This window comes from Micrococcus sp. MS-ASIII-49, assembly GCF_000946635.1.
GTDB lineage: Bacteria > Actinomycetota > Actinomycetes > Actinomycetales > Micrococcaceae > Micrococcus > Micrococcus luteus.
On record NZ_JXSP01000040.1, the window covers coordinates 1 to 15,027 of the forward strand.

Annotated in this window: 14 protein-coding genes and 1 pseudogene; 12 read left to right on the forward strand and 3 right to left on the reverse strand. The window is 73.1% G+C overall.

The genetic code is table 11. The features are described 5' to 3' along the window. The 5 genes and pseudogenes from SJ20_RS02850 to proC form a co-directional block, all read left to right on the forward strand. Positions 1-363: pseudogene (locus SJ20_RS02850) on the forward strand (methyltransferase); the annotation flags it as partial. A 142-nt stretch (positions 364-505) separates the two neighbouring features. Then, complete coding sequence (gene topA / locus SJ20_RS02855; RefSeq protein ID WP_044658889.1) at positions 506-3,340, forward strand: type I DNA topoisomerase; 2,835 nt, start codon at positions 506-508, stop codon at positions 3,338-3,340. A 5-nt stretch (positions 3,341-3,345) separates the two neighbouring features. Further along, positions 3,346-4,368: an exopolyphosphatase gene (locus SJ20_RS02860; protein ID WP_002856323.1), complete on the forward strand. Its 1,023-nt coding sequence runs from the start codon at positions 3,346-3,348 to the stop codon at positions 4,366-4,368. A 2-nt stretch (positions 4,369-4,370) separates the two neighbouring features. Then, the gene (locus SJ20_RS02865; RefSeq protein WP_044658890.1) at positions 4,371-5,258 is read left to right on the forward strand and encodes a sugar phosphate isomerase/epimerase; all 888 of its coding nucleotides are present in this window, start codon (positions 4,371-4,373) and stop codon (positions 5,256-5,258) included. Then, on the forward strand, positions 5,255-6,085 hold the full coding sequence (gene proC, locus SJ20_RS02870; RefSeq protein WP_002856327.1) for a pyrroline-5-carboxylate reductase: 831 nt from the start codon (positions 5,255-5,257) through the stop codon (positions 6,083-6,085). Before SJ20_RS02865 ends, proC begins: the two co-directional genes overlap by 4 nt. A 15-nt stretch (positions 6,086-6,100) precedes the next feature. On the opposite strand, the gene SJ20_RS02875 is transcribed toward proC, so the two are convergent. Both SJ20_RS02875 and SJ20_RS02880 read right to left on the reverse strand, forming a co-directional pair. Then, positions 6,101-6,778: a TrkA family potassium uptake protein gene (locus SJ20_RS02875; RefSeq protein ID WP_002856329.1), complete on the reverse strand. Its 678-nt coding sequence runs from the start codon at positions 6,776-6,778 to the stop codon at positions 6,101-6,103. Then, positions 6,771-8,246, reverse strand: coding sequence for a TrkH family potassium uptake protein (locus SJ20_RS02880; protein ID WP_044658891.1), 1,476 nt, complete (start codon positions 8,244-8,246; stop codon positions 6,771-6,773). The genes SJ20_RS02875 and SJ20_RS02880 overlap by 8 nt, the downstream gene beginning before the upstream one ends. A 137-nt stretch (positions 8,247-8,383) precedes the next feature. Here SJ20_RS02880 and SJ20_RS02885 point away from each other — a divergent pair, with 137 nt between their 5' ends. The 3 genes from SJ20_RS02885 (at position 8,384) to SJ20_RS02890 (ending at position 10,263) form a co-directional block, all read left to right on the forward strand. Further along, positions 8,384-9,637 (forward strand): acetoin utilization protein AcuC, encoded by a 1,254-nt coding sequence (locus SJ20_RS02885; RefSeq protein ID WP_044658892.1) that lies wholly within the window; start codon positions 8,384-8,386, stop codon positions 9,635-9,637. Positions 9,638-9,800: 163 nt separating this feature from the next. Next, positions 9,801-9,899 carry a 30S ribosomal protein bS22 gene (locus SJ20_RS11670; protein ID WP_005504750.1) on the forward strand — a complete coding sequence of 33 codons (99 nt, stop codon included), beginning with the start codon at positions 9,801-9,803 and terminating at the stop codon, positions 9,897-9,899. A gap of 94 nt (positions 9,900-9,993) precedes the next feature. After that, positions 9,994-10,263, forward strand: coding sequence for a glutaredoxin family protein (locus SJ20_RS02890; protein ID WP_002856337.1), 270 nt, complete (start codon positions 9,994-9,996; stop codon positions 10,261-10,263). A gap of 6 nt (positions 10,264-10,269) precedes the next feature. Here the strand turns inward: SJ20_RS02890 and SJ20_RS02895 are convergent, their stop codons facing one another. Then, entirely contained in the window at positions 10,270-10,995 is a 726-nt protein-coding gene (locus tag SJ20_RS02895; protein ID WP_044658893.1) for a hypothetical protein, read from the reverse strand. Between the two features lie 125 nt (positions 10,996-11,120). On the opposite strand from SJ20_RS02895, the gene SJ20_RS02900 reads away from it, so the two are divergent. From SJ20_RS02900 to SJ20_RS02915, 4 genes are all read left to right on the forward strand, one after another. Beyond that, positions 11,121-11,795 (forward strand): histidine phosphatase family protein, encoded by a 675-nt coding sequence (locus tag SJ20_RS02900; RefSeq protein ID WP_044658894.1) that lies wholly within the window; start codon positions 11,121-11,123, stop codon positions 11,793-11,795. A 153-nt stretch (positions 11,796-11,948) separates the two neighbouring features. Further along, a complete protein-coding gene (locus SJ20_RS02905) occupies positions 11,949-12,560 on the forward strand; it encodes a TlpA disulfide reductase family protein (RefSeq protein WP_002856341.1) in 612 nt (203 codons plus the stop codon). 16 nt (positions 12,561-12,576) lie between these two features. Next, positions 12,577-13,332 carry a cytochrome c biogenesis CcdA family protein gene (locus tag SJ20_RS02910; RefSeq protein ID WP_036334702.1) on the forward strand — a complete coding sequence of 252 codons (756 nt, stop codon included), beginning with the start codon at positions 12,577-12,579 and terminating at the stop codon, positions 13,330-13,332. Further along, positions 13,329-15,026 carry a cytochrome c biogenesis protein ResB gene (locus SJ20_RS02915; RefSeq protein ID WP_002856343.1) on the forward strand — a complete coding sequence of 566 codons (1,698 nt, stop codon included), beginning with the start codon at positions 13,329-13,331 and terminating at the stop codon, positions 15,024-15,026. Before SJ20_RS02910 ends, SJ20_RS02915 begins: the two co-directional genes overlap by 4 nt. The last annotated feature ends 1 nt before the right edge of the window (position 15,027 follow it).

Here is a 15,027-nt window from a genome sequence, read left to right on the forward strand (position 1 = left end):
GTCGCCCGCCGGGACCGGCTCGCCGCGGGCGCCGGGGCCGGGGACGCCGTCGGGGACCCGGCCCTGGCCGCGCTGCGGGGCCTGCACCTGCGCGTGGCCGCGGACGTCACGGAAGAGCGGCACCAGCGGTTCGGGGCGGAGCACCCCGAGGTGATCCTGGCCCGGCAGGGCTCCGGGTTCCGGCGCGTGGCGCGCCTGGACACCGCGACGGCGGGCGTGCTGTCCGCCTCCGACGGCGAGCTGTCCGTGGGGCAGCTGGTGGGCGCGGTCGCCGCGCTGCTGGAGCTGGACGACGTCGGGCGGGCCGGCCTGCTGGCCGCGCTGCGGGAGCTGTACGAGGACGGGTTCCTGGTGGAGGGCTGACGATCGGGCGGTGGCGGGCGCGGGGACGCCGGGCGTTATCGTGGTCAGCGCGCCCTACGATGTGGGGACGTCCGTCCGCGGCGGACGCGGGTCGGCTCGCGTCGGCCCCGGATCCGCAGCAATCCCGTCCCAGGAGGACCCGTTGTCCACTCCCCCCGCTTCCGTGACCGCTCCCGTGCCCTCGGGCAAGAAGCTGGTCATCGTGGAGTCCCCGGCCAAGAGCAAGTCCATCGCGAAGTACCTCAACGCGGTGGGCGAGGGCTGGGTGGTGGACTCCTCCGTGGGGCACATCCGCGACCTGCCCAAGCCCTCGGACCTGCCGGCGGAGATGAAGAAGGGCCCGTTCGGCAAGTTCGCCGTGGACACGGAGCACGGCTTCACCCCGTACTACGTGGTGCACCCGGACAAGAAGAAGAAGGTCACCGAGCTCAAGCGCGAGCTCAAGGACGCCGAGGCCCTCTACCTCGCCACGGATGCGGACCGCGAGGGCGAGGCCATCGCCTGGCACCTGCTGGACACCCTCAAGCCCACGGTGCCGGTGTACCGCATGACCTTCGGCGAGATCACCAAGGAGGGCGTGCGCCGCGGTCTGGAGAACATCCGTGAGCTGGACACGGCCCTCGTGGACGCCCAGGAGACGCGCCGCATCCTCGACCGCCTGTTCGGCTACGAGCTCTCGCCGGTGCTCTGGCGCAAGGTCTCCCGCGGGCTCTCGGCGGGCCGCGTGCAGTCGGTGGCCACCCGCCTCGTCGTCGAGCGCGAGCGGGAGCGCATGGCCTTCGTCTCCGCCCACTACTGGGGCGTGGAGGGCACCTTCACGGTGGCCGAGGGCGCGCAGGCCGCGGACGCCGTGGGCAGCTCGTTCACGGCCCGCCTCAGCACGGTGGACGGCCAGCGCGTGGCCACGGGCCGCGACTTCGACGACGCCGGGCGGCTCAAGGCCTCCGCCGGCAAGAAGGTGACCCACCTGGACGAGGCCGGCGCCCGCTCGCTGGCCGAGGGTCTGCGCGGGGCGGACTTCACGGTCGACTCGGTGGAGGACAAGCCGTACACCCGCCGTCCGGCCGCCCCCTTCACCACCTCCACGCTGCAGCAGGAGGCCGCCCGCAAGCTCCGCATGAGCTCCCGCGTCTCCATGCAGGTGGCCCAGCGCCTGTACGAGAACGGCTACATCACATACATGCGCACGGACTCGGTGAACCTCTCGCAGGAGGCCGTGCAGGCCGCCCGGCGCCAGGCCACCGAGCTCTACGGGGCGGACGCCGTGCCGGCCCAGCCGCGCGTCTACGCCAAGCGCAACGAGACCGCGCAGGAGGCCCACGAGGCCATCCGGCCCGCGGGGGACTCCTTCCGGACCCCGGCCCAGGTCAAGGCCGAGCTGCGCCCGGACGAGTTCCGCCTGTACGAGCTGATCTGGAAGCGCACCGTGGCCTCGCAGATGGCCGACGCCAAGGGCTACACCGCCACGCTGCGGCTCTCGGCCGCCGCGCAGGACGGCCGCCTCGCGCAGTTCAGTGCCTCGGGCACCGTCATCACGTTCAAGGGCTTCCTCGACGCGTACGAGGAGGGCCGGGACGCCGAGGTCGACGGCGAGAACGCGGAGGCCAAGGACCGCCGCCTGCCGCAGGTGGCCCAGGGCGAGCGTCTCACCGGTGACCCGATCGAGGCCACCGGGCACGAGACCTCCCCGCCGGCCCGCTACACCGAGGCGTCGATCGTCGCCGAGCTGGAGCGCCGCGAGATCGGGCGGCCCTCCACGTACGCCCCGACGATCTCCACGATCATGGACCGCGGCTACGTGTCCAAGCGCGGCACCGCGCTCGTCCCGTCGTGGACCGCGTTCGCGGTGATCGGCCTGCTCGAGGACTACTTCGCGAAGTACGTGGACTACGACTTCACGGCCCGCATGGAGGACGACCTCGACCGGATCGCCGCGGGCGAGCTCGGCCGCGAGGCCTGGCTGCAGACCTTCTACTTCGGGGCCCCCGCCGCGGAGACGGAGAAGGGCGTCGAGGGCCTCAAGCACGTGGTGGACAACCTCGGCGAGATCGACGCGCGGGCCGTGAACTCGCTGCCGATCACCGAGGACATCACCCTGCGGGTGGGCCAGTACGGTCCGTACCTGGAGCGGTCGCTGCCGGCCGACGCGGAGGCGGGCGCGACCCCGCCGCGCGCCAACGTCCCCGAGGACCTGGCCCCGGACGAGCTCACCCCGGCCAAGGCCGAGGAGCTGTTCGCCACCGCCCAGCCCTCCGAGCGCGAGCTCGGCACGGACCCGGAGACGGGCCGGACCGTCGTCGCCAAGGACGGGCGCTACGGGCCCTACGTCACCGAGGTCATCCCCGAGATGACCGAGGAGGAGCTGCAGGCCTGGCTCGACGCGCAGCCCACCGAGTACTACAAGAACGGCAAGCCCAAGCCGAAGAAGAAGCCGGCCAAGGAGAAGCCCCGCACCGGCTCCCTCTTCACGAGCATGTCCGTGGACACCGTGACCCTCGAGCAGGCGCTGCAGCTGATGTCCCTGCCGCGCGTCGTGGGCGCGGACGCCGAGGGCGAGGTCATCACCGCCCAGAACGGCCGCTTCGGGCCCTACCTGAAGAAGGGCTCTGACTCGCGCTCGCTCGAGTCCGAGGACCAGATCTTCAGCATCACGCAGGAGCAGGCCCTCGAGATCTACGCCCAGCCGAAGCAGCGTGGCCGCGGGGCCGCCAAGCCGCCGCTGGCCGAGTTCGGCGAGGACCCGGTCTCCGGCAAGAAGGTCACCGTGAAGGAGGGCCGCTTCGGCCCGTACATCACGGACGGCGTCACCAACATCACCGTCCCGCGCGACCGCCAGCCCGAGGAGCTCACGGCGGAGGAGGCCTACCAGCTGCTCGCGGACAAGCGCGCCAAGGGCCCGGCCACCCGCGGCGGTGCCAAGAAGCCGGCGGCGCGCAAGGCCCCGGCCAAGAGGACCACCGCGCGGAAGAAGGCCTGAGCGCCATGCGCCTCGGCGTCCTGGACATCGGCTCCAACACCGTTCACCTGCTGCTCGTGGACGCCCACCCGGGGGCCCGCCCCGTCGCCTACGCGGAGCACAAGCGCTCCCTCCCGCTGATCCGCTACCAGGACGCCGACGGGGCGATCACGGAGGAGGGTCAGCGGGAGCTCGTGGACTTCGTCCGTGAGGCGGCCGCGTTCGCGGAGGAGCATCGGGCGGAGGACATGATCTCGTTCTGCACCTCGGCGATCCGCGAGTCCGCGAACGGCGCCGCCGTGCTGGCCCGCGTGCAGGCCGAGACCGGTGTGCACCTCTCCGAGCTCACGGGGGACCAGGAGTCGGCCATGACGTACTTCGCCGTGCGCCGCTGGCAGGGCTGGGACGCCGGCTCCATCCTGAACTTCGACATCGGCGGCGGCTCCTTCGAGATCGCCTACGGCCAGGACGAGCTGCCCTCGCACGCCCTGTCCCTGCCGCTGGGCGCCGGCCGCCTCACCCGCGACTGGGTGCCCGAGGACCCGCCCAGCCCCAAGGCGGTGAAGAAGCTCCGCAAGCACGTGGAGAAGCGACTCGAGGAGGCGTACACGGTCTTCCCGCGCATCGAGTCGCCCGTGGTGGTCACCGCCACCTCGAAGACGTTCCGCTCCCTCGCCCGGATCACCGGGGCGGCGCCGTCGGCGGCGGGGCCCTTCGTGAAGCGGCACCTGCGCGCGGACGACCTGCACCTGTGGGTGAACCGCCTCGCGGCGATGACCATCGCGGAGCGGGCGGAGCTGCCCGGTGTCTCGGACGTGCGCGCGCATCAGGTGTTCGCGGGGGCGATCGTCGCGCTGACGGCCATGCGCACGTTCGGCATCGCCCAGCTCGAGATCTGCCCGTGGGCGCTGCGCGAGGGCCTGATCCTCAACCGCCTCGACGCGCTCATGCTCGAGGGCCATCTCACCCGGGATGGCCTGCCCGGCGTCGGCCACGTGAACCTCAACCCGGACACCCTCCTGCCGGGACTGAGCCTGGGGGTGCGCTGAGCATGGCGGTCGCCACCGCGCACCTGGCCCCCGCGGCGCGCTTCGGCGCGGACATCCCCGTGACCCTGTCCTCCTCGTCCGTGTTCCCCCTGGGCACCCAGGACGTGTTCGCCACCGCCGAGGACCTCGGCTACGACGGCGTGGAGGTCATGGTCACGCACAACGCGTGGAGCCAGGACGCGCGGCGGCTGACGCGGCTGTCCGAGCGGCACGGGATGCCCATCGACTCCATCCACGCCCCCACCCTGCTGTTCACGCAGCAGGTCTGGGGCTCCGCGTGGTCCAAGATCCGCCGCTCCGTGGAGCTGGCGCAGGCCGTGGGTGCGGCCACCGTGGTCGCCCACCCGCCGTTCCGCTGGCAGGGCACGTACGCGGTGCGCTTCGCCGAGGGCATCCACGAGCTCATGGCGGAGACCGGCGTGGTGATCGCGGTGGAGAACATGTACCCGTGGCGGGCCTACGGCCGCGAGGCCAAGATGTACCTGCCGCACTGGAACCCGCTGCCCGAGCCGTACGAGCACATCTGCTGGGACTTCTCCCACGCGGCCATCGCGCGGGCGGACTCCCTGGCGGCCGTCCGCGAGCTCGGCCCGCGGCTGCGGCACGTCCACCTCACCGACGGCAACGACTCCGGCAAGGACGACCACCTGGTCCCCGGCGAGGGCACGCAGCGCGTGGCCGAGACCCTGCGCCACCTGGCGGCCGAGGGCCTGGCCGGTGCGGTGTGCGTGGAGGTGGGCACCCGCGGCGTGGAGTACGCGGGCCAGCGCGAGGAGAAGCTGGCCGCCTCGCTCGCCTTCGCGCGCGAGCACCTGGCCGCCGGCGGGACCGACCACCACGACGACGACGGCGTTCCGCGCCCGACCACGAAGGAGACGGACCGACCATGAAGCTGACCATCCTGGGCCTGGGCACCATGACCGGCGCGATCCTCGCCGGAGCCCTCGACGCCGGCGCCGTGCGCGCCGAGGACGTCACCGCCACCACCCGCTCCGCCGCCTCCGCCGAGAAGGCCGCCGCGCAGCACGGCGTCACGGTGACCTCCCAGGAGCGGGACGAACGCACCAACCATGCCGCGGTCGCTGAGGCGGACATCGTCCTGGTGGGCGTGAAGCCGAAGGACATGGTCGCCACCCTCACGGACCTGGCGCCGTCGCTGCGCCCCGAGACCGTGGTGGTGTCCGTGGCAGCCGGCGTCACCGCCGCGACCATGGCCGCCGTGCTGCCGGCGGGGCAGCCGATCGTGCGGACCATGCCGAACACGCCCCTGACGGTGGGCTCCGGCGTCGTGGGCGTGGCCCCCGGGCCGGGCGTCACCGAGGAGCAGACCACCGCCGTGCGCGCTCTCTTCGAGGGCTCCGGCCTGGTGGTGCCGGTGGCCGAGGAGCAGCTCTCCGCCGTGGTGGCCACCGCCGGCTCCGCCCCGGCCTACGTGTTCCTGCTGGCCGAGCTGATCGCCGCCCACGGTGCGGAGATGGGACTGGACGCCGCCTCCGCCGAGGCCATGGCCGCGGCCACCGTCAAGGGCGCCGGCATCATGCTCCAGCAGGAGGGGGCCAGGGCCGAGGCTCTGCGCAAGGCCGTGATGAGCCCGAACGGCACCACCGAGAAGGCCGTGGAGGCGTTCCTGGACGGCGGCATGGGCGACCTCGTGAACCGTGCCATGGACGCGGCCGCGCAGCGCGACAAGGAGATGGCCGAGGAGTTCGGGGCCTGACGGCTCCGGCGTGCCTCAGGGCCGGGCGGCGAACCGGTCGATGAGGTCCGTGTGCCCGGAGACGATGAGGGTGTCGCGCGGGCCCACCCGGGTGTCCGGCTGGGCGTAGGTGAAGTCCTCGCCCGGGGTCTTCACGCCCACCACGGTCACGCCGTACTTGGAGCGCACGTGGGACTCGGCGAGCGTGAAGCCCACGCACTCGGCCGGCGGGTACATCTTCACGATCGCGAAGTCGTCGTCGAACTCGATGAAGTCGAGCATGCGCCCGTTCACGAGGTGGGCGGCGCGCACGCCGGCGTCGTGCTCCGGGAAGATCACATGGTTCGCCCCGATCCGCTTGAGGATCGTGCCGTGCGCCTCGCTGATCGCCTTCACCCAGATGTGCGGGATCTCCAGGTCCACGAGGTTCACGGTGATCAGCACCGATGCCTCGATGGAGGTGCCCACGCCGACCACCGCCGTCGAGAAGTCCTGCGCACCGAGCTGGCGCAGGGCCTCGGAGTCGGTGGCGTCCGCCTCCACCACGTGGGTCAGCGAGGGGGCGTAGCGCTGCACGAGGACGGGGTCCCGCTCGACGGCGAGCACCTCGCGCCCCTGTGCGACGAGCTCCTCGGCCGTGGCGGCGCCGAAGCGGCCCAGACCCACGACGAGCACGGGGGCGTTGGGATCGGTGCGCTGCGGGGTGTCAGCCAATGACCGGCCTCTCGACGGGGTAGCGGTAGAGCACGCGCCGCTGGCGCAGGGCCAGGGCGGCGGCGAACGTGATCGTACCAACGCGGCCCGCGAACATCATGGCCGTCAGGACGTACTTGCCGGCCGGTGGGCTCTCCGCGGAGACGCCCACGGAGAGTCCGCACGTGCCGAACGCGGAGATCACCTCGAACAGGGGCCGCTGGAGGGACTCGTCGGTGATGTGCACCAGCGCCAGAGTGGCCACGAGCACGAGGGTGGCCCCGAGTGCGAGCACCGCGATGGCCACGCGCAGGGACTCGGGGGCGATCGTGCGGCCGTGCGCCGTCACCTCGCGGTCGCCGCGCGCCTCCGCCACGATCGCGAGGAACATGATCGCCAGCGTGGTCACCTTGATGCCGCCCGCGGTGGAGGCGGACCCACCGCCCACGAACATCAGCGCGTCCATGAGCAGCAGGGACTCGGGCTGGTGCGCGTTCGTGTCGTCGATCGCGAAGCCTCCGGAGCGGGTCATCACGGAGCCGAACAGGGAGTGCCCGACCCGCTGCCAGAAGCCCATGCCGGCCTGGGTCGCCGGGTTGCCCGCCTCGAAGAAGAAGAGGGCGACGGCGCCGAGCACCAGCAGGGCCAGCGTCACCTCGACCGTGAGCTTGGTGTGCAGGTTCCACTCCCGGAATCGCCACCCCTTCTCCAGCAGCACCATGACCACGGGGAAGCCGAGCGCGCCGAGGAACACACCGACGCCGAGCACCGTGATGATCACCGGGTCGTGCATGATCTCCGGCAGGCCGTCCACGTGCAGGGTGAACCCCGCGTTGTTGAAGGCGCTGACCGAGTAGAAGACCCCGTGCCACAGGCCGGTGAGCCACGAGCCGGAGATGGCCGCGAACCGCGGCACGAGGACGAGTGCCAGCGCGGCCTCGGCGGTCAGCACCGTCACGACGACGACGCGCAGCAGCTGGCCGACCTCGCCGAGACTGCCGGAGGTCATGCCCGCCTGCTGCGTCGCCAGCTTCGACCTCAGGCCCAGATGCCGGGAGACGGCCAGCGTGAGCAGCGAGGCCATCGAGAGGATGCCCAGGCCGCCGATCTGGATGGCCACGAGGATGATCACCTGGCCCGCGGGGGACCAGTGCACGGCCGTGTTGACGGTGGTCAGACCGGTCACGGAGAAGGCGGAGACCGCGGTGAACATGGCGTCGTGCAGGGGGGTGGCGTGGCCGTCCGCCGCGGCCCACGGCAGGGCGAGGAGACCGGTGAACACCAGGGCCATGAGGGCGAAGGCGGAGAGGGCGGCGCGGGCCGGGGAGCCGCCCACCACCGAGCTGACGGCGCGGCCCGAGCGCCGCAGCACCGTGCGCAGGTCGGTCGAGGACTCCAGCGTGGAGGCCTGGCCGGGCCGGGGGAGGCCGCCGGGCCGGCGCACCCCGCCGTGGCGGCGGGCGTGCGGGGTCGGACGGGGACCTGCCACGGGGCACCTCCTGCGCGGGGGGACGGGGAACGGACCGGCTCCCAGTATCGCGCGTCCCGTGGCCCGCGCGTCACGCGGGCAGGACATCCGAGGCGATCGTCGCCACCGTGTCGCCCGGAGCCCTAGGCTGGACCGTGATGAGCACCACGTCCACCCCTCCCGCTCCCACCCCCGCCGCTGTGGTGTGGGATTCCAGCCTGCTCCGCTACCGGTTCAGCGCGGAGCACCCGATGGCGCCCCTGCGGCTGGACCTCACGCACCGGCTCGTGGAGGCGTTCGGCCTGCTGGACGCGCCCCACGTGCGGATCGTGGAGCCGCCCGTGGCCACGGACGAGCAGCTCGCCCTCGTCCACGACCCCGAGTACGTCGCCGCCGTCCGCCGGGCCGCGGCGACGTCGTCGGCCGAGGACGGCCGCTTCGGCCTGGGCACCGAGGACTGTCCCGTGTTCCCGGACCTGCACGAGTCCGCCGCCCGGATCGCGGGCGGCTCCCTCGCGGCGGCCGAGGCCATCTGGTCCGGCGAGGTGGACCGCGCCGTGAACTTCGCCGGCGGCATGCACCACGCCGCCCGGTCCTCGGCGTCCGGGTTCTGCATCTACAACGACTGCGCCGTGGCCATCCAGCGCCTGCTGGACCTCGGCGCGGAGCGCGTGGCCTACGTCGACGTGGACGCGCACCACGGCGACGGCACGCAGTCGATCTTCTACGACGACCCCCGCGTGCTCACCATCTCCCTGCACGAGACGGGCATCAGCCTGTTCCCGGGCACGGGCTTCGCCAACGAGATCGGCGGCTCGGCCGCGCAGGGCACCGCGGTGAACGTCGCGCTGCCCCCGCGCACCGGCGACGCCGGCTTCCTGCGCGCCGCCCACGCCGTGGTCCCCCCGCTGCTGCAGGCGTTCGCCCCGGACGTGCTGGTCAGCCAGCACGGCTGCGACGGTCACCGCACGGACCCGCTCGCCGACCTGCGGCTGAGCGTGGACGGCCAGCGCCAGCTCGCGTTCGACGTCGGCGACTGGGCCGACCGGTTCGCGCACGGCCGGTGGCTGGCCACCGGGGGCGGCGGCTACAACCCGCTGCGGGTGGTGCCGCGCGCGTGGGCCCACCTGACCGCCGCCGTCCTGCAGACCCCGATCCCGGTGAAGAGCGAGATCCCCGCCGCCTGGATCGAGCACGTCCGGACCCTCACCGCGGACGAGCTGACCGGGGACATGTCCGTGCACGAGGGGGACGACGCCGAGCGGATCCCCACCGTCATGGGCGAGGACGCGGATGTGTGGTGGCGCTCGTGGGAGGTGGGCTACGACCCGGCCGACCCGGTGGACCAGTCGATCATGGCCACGCGCCGCGAGGTGTTCCCGCTGCACGGGCTGGACCCCTGGTTCGACTGAGCCGGCCCGCGTCCCGGTTCGACCGCGGCCCGTGCGGCCGGTATTGTGGCCGAGAACGTTTCCAGGCGTTCCACATCCGGTGGAATGCGGGTCGGCGTGTCCGGCGCCCCGGATGCCTGCGGTCCCACGACCGCCGACCCTCGCCCCGATTCAAGGAGTCCCCATGGGATCTGTGATCAAGAAGCGCCGCAAGCGCATGTCGAAGAAGAAGCACCGCAAGCTGCTTCGCAAGACCCGTCACCAGCGTCGCAACAAGAAGTGACGCCCGCGCCCTCCGGGCGCTGACGAGACGAAGCCGCCGTCCCCTTCCGGGGGCGGCGGCTTCGTCGTGGACGGCGATCCGTAGAGTGGGGGCCATGACCGCCGACCTGCCCGCCGCCACCGCCCGCGTCCAGCTGCTCGTGAAGCCCGGCTGCCACCTGTGCGCCGACGCCGAGGCCACGGTGGCGCAGGTGTGCGACGCGCGGGGCGAGGCCTGGGAGGCCGTCGACGGCGCCGCGCACCCGGCCCTGCTCGAGCGGTTCGCGGACGAGGTGCCCGTGCTGTTCGTCGACGGCGTCCAGCGCGACTTCTGGCGCGTGGACCCGGCCCGCCTGGGCCGGCTCCTGGACGCCCCGCGGGCCTGAGCGGGCTCAGCGGCGCGCGAAGCGCTGCCAGGCCTTCAGCCGCATGTACTCCGTGGCGTCCGGGCGGTAGGCGAGCACGATGCCGGCGACGCCGAGGCCCACCCACACCAGGTCCAGCGGGCTGAACGCCCCCATCACCGCGTTGGAGACCAGCACCAGCACGGACAGGGCCGCCAGCACCGTTCCGACGATGCGCGCGGCGCGCGAGCCGCCGCGGATCGCGAACGCCACCCACAGGTAGACGAGGAACGCGAGCACGCCGAACACGGCCGCCGTCGTGGCGAGGGCCGGAAGCATCCCGTCCGTCATGGCGCGCATCTGCTCCGCCTGGTCGGCGGGCAGATTCATCTGCTCGACGGACCGGTCCAGCTCCTGCTGGATCGCGGCCTGGCCCTCCGGCTGGGTGATGGCGAAGGCCGCCAGCAGGGTCGTCGCCAGCAGCAGGAGGCCGCCCGAGACGATCAGCCAGAACGCGGCCGTCAGGGAGCGCGGCCGCGGGGGCAGCTCGACCGGGCCGGGAGACTGCCAGCCGGCGGGGCCGTTGGGGGAGGGGGCCTGGGGCATCCCCGCCTGGCCCGGGGCGCCGTACGGAGTCGCCGGCGGTGCGCCGTAGGGGTTCTGGCCGTACGGGCTCGCGCCCGCCGGGTCGGGGGAGCCCGGGGTCGGCCCCTGCGGGGCGGCGCCGTACGGGTTCTGGCTGCCGTGGGGATCGGTGGGCGAGGTGCCGGACATGGGGCCTCCTAGCGACGCCGACGCTCGCGGCGCCTCGGTGCGGACGGGGGTGGCGGCGCGGTCGCGCCGAGCTGTGCCCCACGCTACCGCCGGGGCCACCGGTCCGCCTCTGCCAGACTGGCCCCATGCAGACGCTCGCCACCGTCCACCTGGTCCGCCACGGAGAAGTCCACAACCCCGATCGTGTCCTCTACGGCCGCCTGCCGGAGTTCGGGCTCTCGGAGCTCGGCCACGAGATGGCCCGGGGCGTGGCCGCGTGGTTCGCGGAGCGCGCCGCGCAGACCGGCCGTGCGCCCGCCGTCGTCGCCGCCTCCCCGTTGACCCGCGCACAGCAGACCGCCGTGCCCATCGCGGCCGCGTTCGACCTGCCGCTGGTCACCGAGCCGGACCTGATCGAGGCGGAGAACGCCTTCGAGGGCATGTCCCAGGTGGCGGCGTCGCTGAAGCGCAACCCGCGGCTGTGGCCCCGGCTGCGCAATCCCCTGCGCCCGTCCTGGGGCGAGCCGTACCGCGCGCAGGCCGCCCGGATGCTGGCCGTCGTCGACCGGCTCCGCGGCGAGGCCGTGGCCGCCGAGGGGCCCGGCGCCGAGTCCGTGCTCGTCTCGCACCAGCTGCCGATCTGGGTGACGCGCCTGGCCGTCGAGGGCCGTCCGCTGTGGCACGACCCGCGCCGCCGTGAGTGCTCGCTGACCTCCGTGACCTCGCTCGTGTACGAGGAAGGGCGCAGGGTGCCGCGCGTCGAGTACCACGAGCCGAACCAGGCCCTGCTGAAGGACGCCTCCTCCCTGCCGGGCGCCTGAGGCCCCGACGGCGGCCGGCGTCGACGGCGCCGTCCGCGGCCTCCCACGGGGTGGGGGTGTGACGTCCAGGGTTCAGTCAGAATGCGGGGCGGGCAGTAGACTCCCCAGGTCCCCGGAATCCAGCCCCGCGCGTCCCCTGGAGGGCAGCCCGCCATGCAGACCCCCCGTCCGTCCCGTCGCACCGTGCTGACCGGCCTCTCGCTGCTCGGCCTCGCGCCCGTCCTCGCGGCGTGCTCGGGGGACGACTCGCTGACGCAGCAGGCCGGCAACGCGGACGGCAAGAACTACATCGCCGGAGACGGCTCCGTCCTGGAGATCGCCCCCGCCGAGCGCGGCGCCCCCGTGGAGTTCGCCGCCGAGCTCTTCGACGGCACCCCCGTGACCGGCGCGAGCCTGCGCGGCGCCCCGGCCCTGCTGAACTTCTGGTACGCCGCATGCGCCCCGTGCCGCGTGGAGGCCCCCCACCTCGTGGCCCTGCACGAGCAGTTCGCCCCGCAGGGGGTGCGGTTCCTCGGCGTGAACGTCCGGGACACCGCCACCACCGCGCAGGCCTTCGAGCGCACCTTCGAGATCCCCTACCCGTCCATCGAGGACGCCCGCGGGGACGTGCTCCTGAACATGACCGACTACGTGCCCCCGCAGGCCGTGCCCTCCACCCTCGTCCTGGACGTCGAGGGCCGCGTGGCCGCCCGCGTGCTCGGCGCCGTGGAGGAGTCCACCCTGCGCGCCCTGCTCACCACCGTGGTGGACGAGGCCGCGGCCTGACCCGGCCGCCGTGTCCATGCAGAGCAACCCCTTCGCCGAGATCGCCCTCGACGGCTCCCTGCTGCTGGCCGCGCCGATCGCCGTGCTGGCCGGCCTGATCTCCTTCCTCTCCCCGTGCGTGCTGCCGCTCGTGCCCGGCTACCTCGGGTACGTCACCGGCCTCGGCGGGGACGTGCTCACCAGCCGCCGCCGCGGGCGCCTCGTGCTCGGCTCCGTGCTGTTCGTACTCGGGTTCGCCGTGGTGTTCGTGGGCATCACCGTGGTGTTCACCCAGGCCATGGTCTGGCTGCGGCGCGACGGCGCCTGGGTCACCCCCGTGCTCGGCGTGCTCGTGATGCTCATGGGCCTCGTGTTCCTCGGCGGCGGCGGCCGGCTTCAGCAGGAGCGCCGCGTCCACTTCAAGCCCGCCGCCGGCCTGGTCGGCGCGCCCCTGCTGGGCATGACCTTCGGCCTGGGCTGGGCGCCGTGCATCGGCCCCACCATGGCCGCCGTCCTGGCCATGTCCACGGCCAGCTCCGGCTCCGTGGGCCGCGGCGCCCTGCTCGCCTTCCTCTACTGCCTCGGCCTGGGCCTGCCGTTCGTGCTCATGGCCCTCGGCATGGAGCGCGGCATGCGGGCGGTCGGGTTCTTCACGCGGCACCGCGTGCTGATCATGCGCCTCGGCGGCGCCCTGCTGATCGCGCTGGGCCTGCTCATGGTCACCGGCGTCTGGACCGCCTGGACCACGCAGCTGCAGCTGTGGTTCGCCAACGAATGGGAGATGCCCCTGTGAGCTCCAAGGCCGCCCGGACGCGCTCCGAGCCCGTCACCCTGCCGCGCCTCGGCCTGGCGGGCACCCTGCGCTGGATCTGGACCCAGCTGACCAGCATGAGCACCGCGCTCATGCTGCTGCTCCTGCTCGCCGTCGCCGCCGTGCCCGGCTCCCTCGTGCCCCAGCGCCGTGCCGGCCCCGAGATCGTGGACCAGTGGATCGAGGACAACCCCGTGTGGGGCCCCGTCCTGGACGCCCTGCAGTTCTTCGACGTCTACAACTCCGTCTGGTTCTCGGCCATCTACCTGCTGCTGTTCGTCTCCCTCGTGGGCTGCGTGTGGCCGCGCGCCATCCAGCACGCCAAGGCCCTGCGCCAGCCCCCGGCCCGCACCCCCCGCAACCTGACGCGCCTGCCGGCCTCCGGCGTCGTCGTCCTCGAGGAGGGCGGCCCGAGCCCCGAGGAGGCCGTGGCCAGAGCCCAGGCGTGGCTGCGCAAGCGCCGCTACCGCGTGGAGCGGCGCCTCGAGGACGGCGGCGCCTCCGTGGGCGCCGAGCGCGGCTACCTGCGCGAGATCGGCAACATCCTGTTCCACGTCTCGCTGATCGGCGTGCTCGTGTTCATGGCCTACGGCGGCATGACCAAGTACGGCGGGCAGAAGATCATCGTGGAGGGCGAGGGCTTCGCCAACAACCTCGTGGCCTACGACTCCTTCACCCCCGGCACCTACTTCAGCGCGGACGACCTCCAGCCGTTCTCCCTCACCCTCAACTCCTTCGACGCCGTGTTCGACCGCGAGTCCGAGACCCACTACGGCCAGCCGCTGGACTACACCGCCGTCATGGAGGTCCGCGAGGGCACCGAGGCCGAGCCGCACCAGGAGGTCCTCAAGGTCAACCACCCGCTGGACATCGACGGCGTGCGCGTCTACCTCGTGGGCAACGGCTACGCGCCCGTGGTGACCATCCGCGACGGCGCCGGGGACGTGGCCTTCCAGGGCCCCGTGGTCACCCGCGTGTTCGACAATAACTACGGCTCGCAGGCCACCATCAAGGTCCCCGACGCGCGGCCGGACCAGCTGGGCTTCGTGGGCTTCTTCCTGCCCACGGCGGTGGAGGACGAGAAGGGCGCCGCGTTCTCGGCCGACCCCGAGCTGCTCCGCCCGCAGCTGCAGCTGAACTCGTACGTCGGCGACCTCGGCCTGGACTCCGGCCGCCCGCAGAACGTGTACGTGCTGGACACCGCGACCCTCACCGAGCTCAACAGCCGCACGAACGAGAACGGCGGCATCGTGCTCAGCCAGGGCCAGACGTACGAGCTGCCCGAGGGCAAGGGCTCCATCAGCTTCGACGGCGTCCGCCGCTACGTCGGCCTGGACATCGTCTACGACCCGGGCAAGTGGGGCGTCGGCGTGTTCGCCGGCACCGCCCTGCTCGGCCTGGCGATCAGCCTGTTCGTCCGCCGCCGCCGCGTGTGGGTCCGCGCCCGCACCGACGATGACGGCCGCACCCGCGTGGAGTACGCGCTACTCGCCCGCGGCGAGGAGTTCGGCCTCCACGAGGAGCACGTGGCCCTGCGCGCCGCCATGGAGCGCTGGTGGCCCGTCGCCGCCCCCGAGTCCGAGGAGGAGGCCGTCGCATCGGCCGCCGCCGTCGGCCACACTGGAACCACCCCCGAGACCCTCGCCGGTCCCCGCACCCCCCGATCAGGAGACTGAC

Bases quoted from the DNA above. Each gene is read 5' to 3' on its own strand.
- SJ20_RS02885 (WP_044658892.1), top strand. From the start codon at position 8,384: ATGAGCACCACGTCCACCCCTCCCGCTCCCACCCCCGCCGCTGTGGTG.
- SJ20_RS02905 (WP_002856341.1), top strand. From the start codon at position 11,949: ATGCAGACCCCCCGTCCGTCCCGTCGCACCGTGCTGACCGGCCTCTCG.
- SJ20_RS02910 (WP_036334702.1), top strand. From the start codon at position 12,577: ATGCAGAGCAACCCCTTCGCCGAGATCGCCCTCGACGGCTCCCTGCTG.
- SJ20_RS02900 (WP_044658894.1), top strand. From the start codon at position 11,121: ATGCAGACGCTCGCCACCGTCCACCTGGTCCGCCACGGAGAAGTCCAC.
- SJ20_RS11670 (WP_005504750.1), top strand. From the start codon at position 9,801: ATGGGATCTGTGATCAAGAAGCGCCGCAAGCGCATGTCGAAGAAGAAG.
- SJ20_RS02895 (WP_044658893.1), bottom strand. From the start codon at position 10,995: ATGTCCGGCACCTCGCCCACCGATCCCCACGGCAGCCAGAACCCGTAC.
- SJ20_RS02865 (WP_044658890.1), top strand. From the start codon at position 4,371: ATGGCGGTCGCCACCGCGCACCTGGCCCCCGCGGCGCGCTTCGGCGCG.
- SJ20_RS02890 (WP_002856337.1), top strand. From the start codon at position 9,994: ATGACCGCCGACCTGCCCGCCGCCACCGCCCGCGTCCAGCTGCTCGTG.
- proC (WP_002856327.1), top strand. From the start codon at position 5,255: ATGAAGCTGACCATCCTGGGCCTGGGCACCATGACCGGCGCGATCCTC.
- SJ20_RS02860 (WP_002856323.1), top strand. From the start codon at position 3,346: ATGCGCCTCGGCGTCCTGGACATCGGCTCCAACACCGTTCACCTGCTG.